The 11,026-nt window shown below is 45.6% G+C and carries 8 protein-coding genes and 1 riboswitch; of the genes, 2 read left to right on the top strand and 6 right to left on the bottom strand.

The features are described from left to right. Positions 1-870, bottom strand: an 870-nt coding sequence (locus tag ACOJS8_RS09850; protein WP_420148368.1) for a hydroxypyruvate isomerase family protein, incomplete at its 3' end; no start/stop codon positions are given. A gap of 88 nt (positions 871-958) precedes the next feature. Then, the gene (locus tag ACOJS8_RS09845) at positions 959-4,075 is read right to left on the bottom strand and encodes a PVC-type heme-binding CxxCH protein (protein WP_420148367.1); all 3,117 of its coding nucleotides are present in this window, start codon (positions 4,073-4,075) and stop codon (positions 959-961) included. A gap of 192 nt (positions 4,076-4,267) precedes the next feature. On the opposite strand from ACOJS8_RS09845, the gene ACOJS8_RS09840 reads away from it, so the two are divergent. Further along, positions 4,268-4,504, top strand: a complete 237-nt coding sequence (locus ACOJS8_RS09840; RefSeq protein WP_420148366.1) for a GlsB/YeaQ/YmgE family stress response membrane protein — start codon at positions 4,268-4,270, stop codon at positions 4,502-4,504. Between the two features lie 69 nt (positions 4,505-4,573). Here ACOJS8_RS09840 and ACOJS8_RS09835 read toward each other — a convergent pair whose 3' ends face one another. From ACOJS8_RS09835 to ACOJS8_RS09825, 3 genes are read right to left on the bottom strand one after another with little or no spacing between them, the layout of a single operon-like run. Beyond that, entirely contained in the window at positions 4,574-5,305 is a 732-nt protein-coding gene (locus ACOJS8_RS09835) for an ATP-binding protein (protein WP_420148365.1), read from the bottom strand. Further along, complete coding sequence (locus ACOJS8_RS09830; protein WP_420148364.1) at positions 5,302-6,402, bottom strand: YncE family protein; 1,101 nt, start codon at positions 6,400-6,402, stop codon at positions 5,302-5,304. The genes ACOJS8_RS09835 and ACOJS8_RS09830 overlap by 4 nt, the downstream gene beginning before the upstream one ends. Then, complete coding sequence (locus tag ACOJS8_RS09825; RefSeq protein WP_420148363.1) at positions 6,399-8,360, bottom strand: TonB-dependent receptor plug domain-containing protein; 1,962 nt, start codon at positions 8,358-8,360, stop codon at positions 6,399-6,401. The genes ACOJS8_RS09830 and ACOJS8_RS09825 overlap by 4 nt, the downstream gene beginning before the upstream one ends. Before the next feature lie 74 nt (positions 8,361-8,434). Beyond that, positions 8,435-8,643, bottom strand: a riboswitch (cobalamin riboswitch). A 135-nt stretch (positions 8,644-8,778) separates the two neighbouring features. Here ACOJS8_RS09825 and ACOJS8_RS09820 point away from each other — a divergent pair. After that, positions 8,779-9,549, top strand: coding sequence for an SDR family oxidoreductase (locus ACOJS8_RS09820; protein WP_420148362.1), 771 nt, complete (start codon positions 8,779-8,781; stop codon positions 9,547-9,549). Between the two features lie 39 nt (positions 9,550-9,588). Here ACOJS8_RS09820 and ACOJS8_RS09815 read toward each other — a convergent pair whose 3' ends face one another. Next, positions 9,589-10,533, bottom strand: coding sequence for a sugar phosphate isomerase/epimerase family protein (locus tag ACOJS8_RS09815; RefSeq protein ID WP_420148361.1), 945 nt, complete (start codon positions 10,531-10,533; stop codon positions 9,589-9,591). Positions 10,534-11,026: the final 493 nt, after the last annotated feature.

Raw genomic sequence — 11,026 nt, 5'->3', positions numbered from 1 at the left:
GTGCTCCATGCCCCAGATAAACTCTTGGTTGCTGGCTTTGGCTTTGTCGTAACAGTGCTTGAAAACGTTCTTGTAGTTGATTTCGCCCGTTGTTGGCTCTTTCCGGCCGGGGTTGTCGCCAATCTGGAAATAGCCAATTTCGCTCCAGCACCAGTTAATATGCGGAATGATATGGCCCTCGTTTTTCTGCATATGATAGATGTCAAACAGAATCTTACAGGCAGGGCTGTTAACAGCCCGACAAATTTCATAGGTCTGGTCTGACGTACGGAGAAACAGATTGGGCGTATCGCTGAGCGGCTCCAGCACCATGGTTACTCCGGCAGGTGCCAGAATATCAGCCCCACGACGTAGCGCATCGATAACGTGACCTGTCTGAATACCAATTGGCAGATTTCGCTCAAAATCGCCTGGGACAACGGTTGTAAACTTAGCATTTACGCGCTTGGCCGTTTCAACTGCTTTTTGACACCCTTTCAGGAAAATATCGACAAACTCGGGCTTACCCGCTGCCAGGGTATTCTGCGAATTGCCGCCCTTATCGAGCACAAATACCCCCATAGTCATACCCAGACGAGACATTTCCTGAGCGATTTTCTCCTGCGTCGATGCGTCACGCCCCATCATGCCATTATCTTCCAGCGCTGTAAAACCCATATCAGCCATAAATTTGAGCTGATCAATCAGGTCTTTTCCAGCGCTGTTTTCAAACATGCCAAAATGCGGAGCGTACTTGAGTTTAAAGTTGTTTTTAGCCAAAAAGTTGGGCTGTGAATGCCAGGTAGAAGCTACCGATTCACCAGAAACGGCAGCAGAAAGGCCCAGTCCAGCCGCGCCAAAAGTTGATTTTACAAAGTTCCGTCGTTGCATACATTAAGGGGTAAACCAGGGTTTCATAGAATTATGATACATATGCTGGAAGCGTTGTGTCAATAATTCTACGAAACCCTGGTTCAGGTTATTTCTTTTTTAAACTTGCTAAATATTCAACTAAATCGACTAATTCCTGCGTGGCCATGGTTTCCTGCAAACCGGATGGCATCATAGAGGAGTCTATTTGCTTCATTGATACTACGTCCGACATTTTGTAGTTCTGGACGACACCACCGGGGAATTTCATCTGTAAATCGGTTTCGGTTTTGCTGGACACAATTCCGGTCATTGAACTACCATCCTTGAATTTTACCTCCCAGCCTTCGTAACCAAAGCTGATTCCCGCATCGGGATGCAGAATAGCCAGATATTGACCTTCTTTGGGCAGCTTCGAGCCAATCTCTGAAAGTTTTGGCCCAAAATCCATGCCTTCGTTGTTTACCTGATGGCAAATCGCACAGTTGTTTTTAAAGACACTAATGCCCTTAGTAGCATCGCCTTTTAAGGCTAATAATTCATTGATAGCCGGAAGTTTTTTCCCTTCAGCACTTTGGCCACCATCCAGAAAACCAGCAGCCTGCTGGCGAATATTCTTACGCCAGTCGCCACTAACGCCCTGTACTGCGGCTTTTTTGTAATCGTCCTTAATATCGCCTGACTTCAGCAGAGCAACAACCAGATCGGCGCCTTCTGAACTTCCCCCTAATGAACGTGTCGCTTCCCGACGTACCGCTACGGCCCGTTTATCATCCAAGGCAACCGTTTTTAGAATCTCAACCGACTCTTTATTACCAACCCGTCGTAGCGCCATCAGCATATTTACAGCGGCATCCGGATCGTTTCCATTGATGACTTCCCAAACCAACGGTCCCCCGCCTTGCTTTAGCAACTGCCTGACGGCATCGCGCCCTGTTGCTTCCATAGCCTTTTGAACTGCCAACTGCTTCAAATGATCGTTTTCGGAGATTGGCTCATAGCGCGTTACCAGTTCAATGTATTCAGGTGATCCGTATACATCATTCATGAGTTTGCTTAAGGCCATAGCCGCCACAGACGAATTCTTTACAAAAGTAGGGTCAAGATGACGTAGTGCTAATTTCGTTACGTCGGTGGCCGACGCTTCGGTGGAGCCGCTGTTCGCCTGAAGAATGGCTAACAATGCATTCGATTTCTCCGTAGCACCGGGGTTAAAATCGAATGCCCGGAAATACCGCAACCGCTGATTTAGATCAACAGTGGGATCAGCGGCTAGCTTAGCCAGCATAGGCACTGATTCTTTCGTGCGAGCTCGCCAAACAATATCACGCCCGGCAGCATTGGCCAGTGGGTCCTGTTGCTTTGACCAGGCGGTGTAGTACGTATCCCAATTACCCTCTGCACCAATGCCCAGTGCCTCCAGGTACCAGCGATCTTTTCCATCATACTGACTGGCCAGTTTTGCCCATAAGCCTGGTGCTTCGGGTGACGTATTAGAACGCAAGGCAATAATACATTCACGGCGTACCTGAGCGTCCGGGTCATTGACAAGCTGTTTCACATACGGAATGATATCAGCTTTTAGTTCACGGGCTGCACGAAGACCCGTGATCCGTAGATCAGGGTTATCGCTTTTCAGCGCCGTTTCGATATACTTTGTGCCTTTTTCTGATTTGCTCAATAGCCACAACGCACGCGCCTGCATGCGAGGGTTGTCGGAAGACTTGAACAATTTGGCTAACGGCTTTTCTGCTTTTTTGCCCATCTCGTGGAGTTTTTGCCAGCCGGCGTAACGTATTGCCATATTCGGGCTTTGTAGAGCTTCAATGGCGCCGTCCGTCGTCGAAACATCTACTTTGGGCATTGTATAAGGCGTATTAGGTGGTGCTACACGATATACACGCCCCCGATTTTGATCACCCGCCTGATGACCACCGACGCCCGGATCATACCAATCGGCGATGATAAGCGATCCATCAGGTGCTACGCAAATGTCGGCCGGACGGAACCACTGGTCGCGCGTGCCTTCCAGTACATTTACAATCTCCGCTTTATAGCCTGCCCCATCTTTTTGCACTGGATAAGAACGTACTACGTTCGGACCAGCATCGCAGTGGATCACCTGATTACGGAAAACTTCAGGCAGCAGCTTACCCTCATAAACTATGATGCCTGTTGGCGAACCAGCGCCGGTTTGCAACAGATTTGGCACAACACCAGGGTCATTAAGATGCCAGTGACGACGGGGAATTTCGGGTTCAATATTCTCTCGATTTGCTTGCCAGCCTGCGCCTGTTAACTCATCGGTGTACCCATAATTCCCATACTCCATTACGTAGTTGATCCGAACGCCTTTGTTGCCGTCATCGTCGTTGTCTGACTGCCACAACGTACCATAAGAATCGACAGCTACTTCATAATTATTCCGGAAATTTTGGCCCAAGAGCTCTACGTTCTTACCGTCTGGGTCGCAGCGAAATACCATTCCTTGCTTAAAATTCTGCTTATCGATGGTTTTGCCAGTGGCAATATCGACAACCGGTTTTCCATCTTTATCGAGCAACTGTTTACCCTCGTTGCCGAAATTAAAATACCATTTACCATCGGGCCCGAACACGAAGGTGTGCATACCATGGTCGTGTTGCTCACCACCGATTCCCGTAAAGAGTAATTCTTTTTTGTCGGCTTTGTCGTCGCCATTTTCGTCCGTTAGCACCCATACATTAGGGCTGTCGGATACGATGACCTTGTTACCCTGTACCCAAATTCCCAGGGGTGACTCAATGTCGGGACCTTGGTAAAATACTTTACTGACATCCGCTTTTCCATCCCCGTTTGTGTCCTCTAAAATGACGATACGGTCACCTTCTTTACGAGTAGGATTACCGTTGATGGCTGGCCGGTAATTGTAAGCTTCGCACACCCATACACGACCGCGGGCATCGACGTCAATATCGGTAGGATTGCTGAGCATTGGCTCAGCAGCAAAGAGCGTTGCCTGTAAACCTGGCGCTACGTTAAGGCTCCCAACAGCATACTTGGGGTCGCGTTTATCATCGTCGCTTAGTTTGGCGAATAACTTTGTTAAATAAGGGCTTGAAGCAGCCCCCAGATTTCGATTCTGATATGCGCCGATAAAAGCTCCACCTATGATCAGGGCCGACGCAGATATTGCTACCGTCCGACGAGAAATCACGGAGCGTTTAGTAGACAAAAAAGACTTCATAATTCCAGGGAGAAAAGTAGGCTCGGATTTTGAGAATGGGAAAGTCAATTACGTAAAAATAATTAAACCGCTCATTTATACCCATAAGCACCTCAATTTTCGTAGTCAATTTAATCTACATATAGTACTAATTTAAATTTTGTGTAGCATTGCGTCGCTACGTTGGCAACTGCATATAACACCTTTACTACTATGGGCTTTTTGTATTCAATTTTACTCGGTGGCATTGCCGGATTTATTGCCAGCCGAATTATGGACAGCCACAACTCGGCGCTCGTTAACATACTACTAGGTATTGTTGGTGGCTGGATTGGCGGCTTTATTGCCAAGCGTATGGGTAATGACCCCGAAAATGACGGCTTGGTGATGAATTTGCTGATTTCAGTATTCGGAGCTATTGTACTGATTTTGATAGGGCGATTATTTTAATTACTACCCGTATAAACAAAGAGGGCTTCTACAATCAGCAGAAGCCCTATTTGTTTATACATCAGCAGCTTACTCATTTAAGAGCAAATCCTGATACCAGAATCCGATATCCCACCGATTTACTGGTTCAGAGTTATGGCTGTCGGTGTCGATAGCAGATGCATAAGTCCTATGAACAACCTCCCCTTTCTGATAAGCAATGGGAGACAAAAAGTTAGGCGCATCGTAAACAAATGAGTGATATTCTCCATTTTCGCCACAGGGATCGACTGTTTCAGGAAATTCTTTTATCAAATCAAGCGTCAACTCTTCGCCCACAAAATCACGACTTAGCTTTTCGGCATTTACGCAGACCAGCACTGCCCGAAATCCCAAATCGACAAACTCATGAATCAGTTCGGTTGTGTTACGTTGCCAAAGTGGGAACCAGGGCTTAATCCCAGCTTGCTGTAGCTGTTTTTCCCGATATAGTCGGAGGTCTTCCAGAAGAATATCGCCAAAAATTGCATCCGTCATACCCTGATTAGCAAAGGTTTGCATCATGATCTGCATACACGTATTATATACTTCCATTGATACGTCGCCGGGTAAACGTAGCATTTCCAAGGGCAGTCTTAACCGATTAGCCTGAGCAATCAATAGCTCTGTACGAACACCATGCATACTCACACGGCCCAACTGCTCATTAATATTGGTGAGCAGTTGGTAACCTGTAAAGTGTTCTGATCGGGACGCATAATATAAGGCCAGTGCGGAATCTTTGCCTCCACTCCAGTTCATGATCGCCCTGCGTTTACTCATCGGAAGTAAAACTTGGAAGGAGCTATTTCAGCTCTTACTGAATCAATTAACGTAGCAGTTGTAGTGCCTGGTTTATAACGTAGTACGTAACCCGCCTGCTTGTAAGACGGCGTTACACCAGCATAAATTGTTCCCGTTTCAGGATCAACACCTAAGCCGGAGAACAGTCGTCCAATAAAAGGAGTCGTGGCTGGAATGCTGCTGGCATCAATTGAGAACTGATAGGCTTCTCCTTTCTCTTTATAATTATCGGCAGCATCATAGAATGAGTTGACGAAGAAGAAGGTCTTCTTGTCGGCGCTTATGGCAAAAGACCCAGGCGATTTGGCTGAATTTCCGACAACGAGCCGCTTGATTACGCTTTTATTTGACGGATCAATCTGAACCACTTCTTTTGTCGATGATGCATAGGCCCATAATCTATTGTTCGCGTCTACTGCAATTGGATTCGGGTTTACACCAACCTCAACGCTCGGTTGCTTGATTTCGTCAGTATCAGTATTGATAACCGTCAGAACGCGATCGCCACCGACACTACCAACAAAAGCTTCGTTACCAATAACAACGATTTTTTCAGCCCCTTTACCAACCGTAATCTTTTTCTTGACCGTTCTGGACGCCAGATCTATTACTAAAACGTAGCCTGGATTGACATAGAAAGGCGAACTACCCGTAGCCGCCCAGCAACTAATGTACGCCTTGTTCAGTCCAGCTTTTACAACGTAGCGAGGATTCTCGACATCAGGCGCCTGAAAGGTTGCCAATGACTTAAACGTACCCGATTCTACAATTTCGATTTTATCCTGCCCAGCCGTGCTATTATCGACCAGAATCACACCTTTCCCATCAATTTCAGTATAATCCTGTAGGCCACCCGTCAGCGTTCGCGCATTGACCGTGTTGAAAATATCCGTCGAAGCCGTCTTTGCGTTTTTGGGCAGAAACGAAATCGAGCCGTTGTTATCTAGAAAGTTACCCGAATTAATAATAAATGCACCTGATTCATAAGGAGTTAATTCAGGATCATTGGTTTTACAATTCCAGACGCTAATCGCCAACAGGCAAAGTGCAATTCCTTTTGTTAATTGCTTTTTCATGGAGTAATAGATGGAAAATTAAAAAGAACATTAAGTGCCCAGCTACGTCCGGGCAAGGCGTTGCGCTTTACACTGAGCGCCAGCACATCAAATACGTTATTTATCTGCCCTTGTATCCGAATCGGAACAGGCCCCAGTTTGGCAATCGTCTCTACTAATACATTTGTCATCGTAACACCTTTCAAAAACTGGCTGTTATCAAAGGTGACGAACCGGCGCGACGTTGTTTGCGATTGTATGGTTAATCGAGTACGGTTACGTTGTACATAAGCAGTCAGGGTACCAGTATGCACGGGCACATAAGGCAACTGCTTTCCGACAACGTCTTGAGCATACGTATCGTAAGCTCGTTCCTGGGAAGTGCGCGTCAAACCATATCCCGTATGTATACCAGTCTTCCACCGGCTTTTTGTATACGTCAACGTACTGGTTATCTCTGCACCACGGGCCACAACCAGTTGAAGATTTTCGACATGATAATCCTTGGTAGGATTCCAATATGTCCAGTCATCGATACGATTATGGTAGGCCGTGACTTCAGCATCCAGATTCAAATGTTCAGAGAACGTAACGTTGGTAGCTAATCCACCCTCTACATTTATTCCTCGTTCGGGTCGAAGATCAGGATCTCCCAAAACAAGCCAATATCGTTCATTCAAGGTAGGCACCCGATAGCTGTACCCTACCGAGCCTTTAGCTGTTAAGGCCATTCCACTACGTTTTACAAGCTTGTATTCAGTTCCCAAAGACGGGGTTGTAGGAGGATTGAAGCGCGTAACAAATGCCTGGCGCAGATTAGCAGACACTAACCATCGATCCGTCTGAAAACGTAACAAAGCGTATAAATCCTGTCTGTTTTCAGTAATCAATCCGTCGCCATATCCATCAGTACATGTTTGATAATGCGACCATTCTCCACCGATCCGCAAGCTCAGATTAGTACGTTGGCTGGCAGGCCAGAGCAAAAACTCGCGTTCAATACGTCCAATAAATCGGTCAGTGGATGTATGGCTGGATTGTAAATAACTACCCTTGGCATAATCGATTACGTCCCGAATCCAGCCTAAACGAACAGTCATCTGGTTCGCTTCGTAAGTACCTAATAAACGTACTGATTGCGTTCGAGTACGTTCTCTGGCAATAGTATCTTGGGGTGCAAGAATCAGATCATTATCCGTTAACCAGGCATTGACAGACAACTGCCGCCCGCTTTTGTGACGAACGTATAAATCCTGAACTAACCCTCGCTGTCCTGTAGTAGATTGCTCAACAAAATACCCTCTACGCTCGCGATACGGGTAATCGTTATTCATCTGGTTTCGATAGCCAAACGTCCGGCCCGAAAAATTCCAAGATTTCCCTAAGGCTCCGCCATACCGAATGCCCAACTGAGTTTGGTTATTCCCAAACGAAACCAATTGCTGGCCAATTGTTGCGCCAAATTTTGTCTCCCAGTTGGGAGTGCTTCCTAATAAAATACTTCCGCCTACCGCATCGGAGCCAATTACGGAGCCACCCGGCCCATACTGTACGGCCAATCGATTAAAACCCGCTACAGCTAATGTTGAAAAATCCGTTTGCCCCAGGTTAGGTTGATTAATATTAATGCCATTCCAAAGCACAGCTGTATGATTGGCCGAAGTTCCTCGAAAAGAAACAGTAGCTAACTGTCCCGGTCCGTAATTTTTGAAGGCTAGCGGTGTCGTAAAGGTCAATAAATCGGTTAATAGGCCAAACCGGAATTGTAGTAACGTAGCAGAATCGATACGCTGTAGTTTTTGACCTGCCGAAAATCGTTCAGGTGCGATAGCGCGTACAGTAACAACCGAGAGTGATACAGGAGGGCCTGAACGTACTGAGTTCATCGACGATGAATCTGATTGTGCATAACAATCCTGTCCGGCCAGTAAACCGACAAACACGTTAATTACCCACCAAAAACTGGGTTGTTTTCTCACTATTTAGGTAAAATATGCACCGAAATTTCAAACCGTCATACCGGCACGCAGTTAGCTTGTCTCCTCCGAACAGCAAACAGCGGATCGTCGTCGGCAGGTCTCCTGACTCGTCTCATTGGTTCCGACCTTCCCACGCTACAACTAGCGCAGTGGTCATGCAGAGTGAACCAATTTTAAAGAAACTTACAGTTGCGGGGACAGTGTTGGGATCACACCAACTTCCCTTTTAAGCCGTGAAAGTCGCCATGAAGCGACATCAGGCACCGAAAACTCTGAACAAAAGTATAGAAATTTGTAGAATGTTGTATCGTATTCACACTAACGTAGTAATAACCTTCTGCTAACTACAGATATCATTCTGTATCATTTTGCGCTGAATGCAGTACGTTTTAGGCTTTACGATCGCTTAATCAAGCTTATGAATCAAACACTTTGGTCACTCAATAGTCAGCGTGCCCTGGTCACGGGCGGCACAAAAGGTATTGGCGAAGCTATAGTTCGTCAATTTCTTGGGCTTGGCGCATCGGTATTTATTGTTGCTCGCGATAACGATTTGCTTCAGGAGCAATTAACTACGTACCGACAGCAAGGGCATGTAGTTGAAGGGCTGGCTGCAGATCTAAGCCAACCGAATGTAGCACACCAGATTATTAAGGCCGTGAATAATAGATGGAAATCGTTAAATATTTTGGTCAACAATATTGGAACTAATATTCGTAAGCCTACCACTGATTATAATTCAAATGAGTACGAGCACATTTTGAATACAAATCTTCGCTCAGCTTACGAATTAAGTCAGGCCGCTTATCCTCTACTAAAAGAATCGGGAAGTGGAAAGATAATTTTTGTTTCGTCAGTATCTGGCCTGTCTCATACCAGTAGCGGTTCACTTTACGGAATGACAAAAGCTGCTCTACTCCAGTTAACCCGCAATTTAGCCGTCGAATGGGCGCCCGATGGCATTCGGGTAAACGCAGTAGCGCCTTGGTATATCAAAACGCCTTTGGCAGCTCCTGTGCTGACCAATCCAGAAAAATTAGAGGGCATTCTGAAACGAACACCCATGAATCGAATTGGCGAACCAGAAGAGGTAGCTTCTGCCGTATCTTTTCTGAGTATGCCTGCTTCCAGCTATATAACAGGTCAAACCATCGCTGTCGATGGTGGACTAATGGCCTGGGCTTTCTAACAATAGATAGAAGATTAAATTTCGGTAGTTCTTTATTAGTTAGATCCCAGCGATCATCGATTTCATTTTCGTCATTGCCGTATTGGTTACGGTTTGGGCATCCTGTGCGTAATACGATTTATTAAATACTTCTAAAGACAAGACGATTGGCTTATCACTACGTTTAATGATTTTCAACGTATCGCGAATCGGTGCTACGCCATCTCCAGGGAATACCCGATCGGCATCCGTGATTTTTTCTCTTGGAAAATCAGCGGTATAGTCATTCACATGGAATACTTCAATGGCTGATTTTCCTACCAGTGGTAAGCCAACGCTACCGGAGCCACCTTTATAAAGATGATAGATATCTAACAACACCCTTGCCGATGGATGCCCACTTTCAATTGCCACAAACATAACTTCACTTAGTCGACTCAGATTGGGCGAAAAACCCCATAATTCCAGTTGCGGTACTACGCCTGTTTTATCGCCTAGCTCTAAAATAGCCCGATAGCGCTCAGCAGCCTTATATAAATCAATCTTAGGACTTCCAGGCGTTTGTGCCCCTATAGGTGGCGTAGCAACCCGCTTACATCCCACCTCCGCCAGCATTTCCATTTCACGTTTAAGCTGATCAAGGCCTTTCGCACGAGCCTCAGTATCGTCAACAATCCAGGGAGCAAATCCAATAGCGTTTTCAACATTTATACCATTATCTTTCAATACCTTGCGCGCATCAGCTGTGGTGCCGCCGTTTTTCAGATACTGCTGTAATGTTTCAATCCATATTTCAACCGACCTGAACCCAGCTTTTGAAGCCACCTCTAATTCTTTCACAAACCCGAGTTTATGTCCTCGAATTGTACTCATATTTAGGCAGAGGGTAAAAGCTGATGGGGCTTTTGAATTGGCCATAGTTTCTGATGAACTCGACACAGCAATGGCTCCCACAGAAGCCGTTAGAGCCGCCAGAGTTTGACGACGGGTGACAGGCTGAGACATAAAAGATGATAAATTCAGGCGTTTATATTTACGTACTAAAATCAGACAAACAGGTAAACCTACTGTTGATAAAGCTTACGATCAACGGATAGAAGTAAACCGAACGTAACGATCATACAATTTTCTTAAAAATATTTTTCCATTTCTGCTTATTATTTTCTACTTTTGCACTCCCAAACTCGGAATAGAATCAATAACATACGAGGATGAAGGTCCGCCAAGATCTACGTGATTCGGTGGAAACCACATCTGACTTTTGGACAAACAAGCTTTTGCGAGACAAAGTATTGTATGTCCGTAAAAGGTCAGGTGTAGCACGCCTGACCTTTTTTGTTTTTGAGGCTGATTTTTAGATAGATATAGGAATCATCTAATTATTTATCTAATTTTGCGGCCCGATTCAGAAGGTCTGAGTTGGAATAGAGTATCTAAATTTTACCTGCTTACTTTAAACAAACAATAATGTCTGGTTTAATTGGCAAGAACATCGGGA

Source organism: Spirosoma sp., from assembly GCF_048594605.1.
GTDB lineage: Bacteria > Bacteroidota > Bacteroidia > Cytophagales > Spirosomataceae > Spirosoma.
Note: the sequence above shows the minus strand (reverse complement) of the source record. Positions and strands in the feature narration are given on the sequence as shown.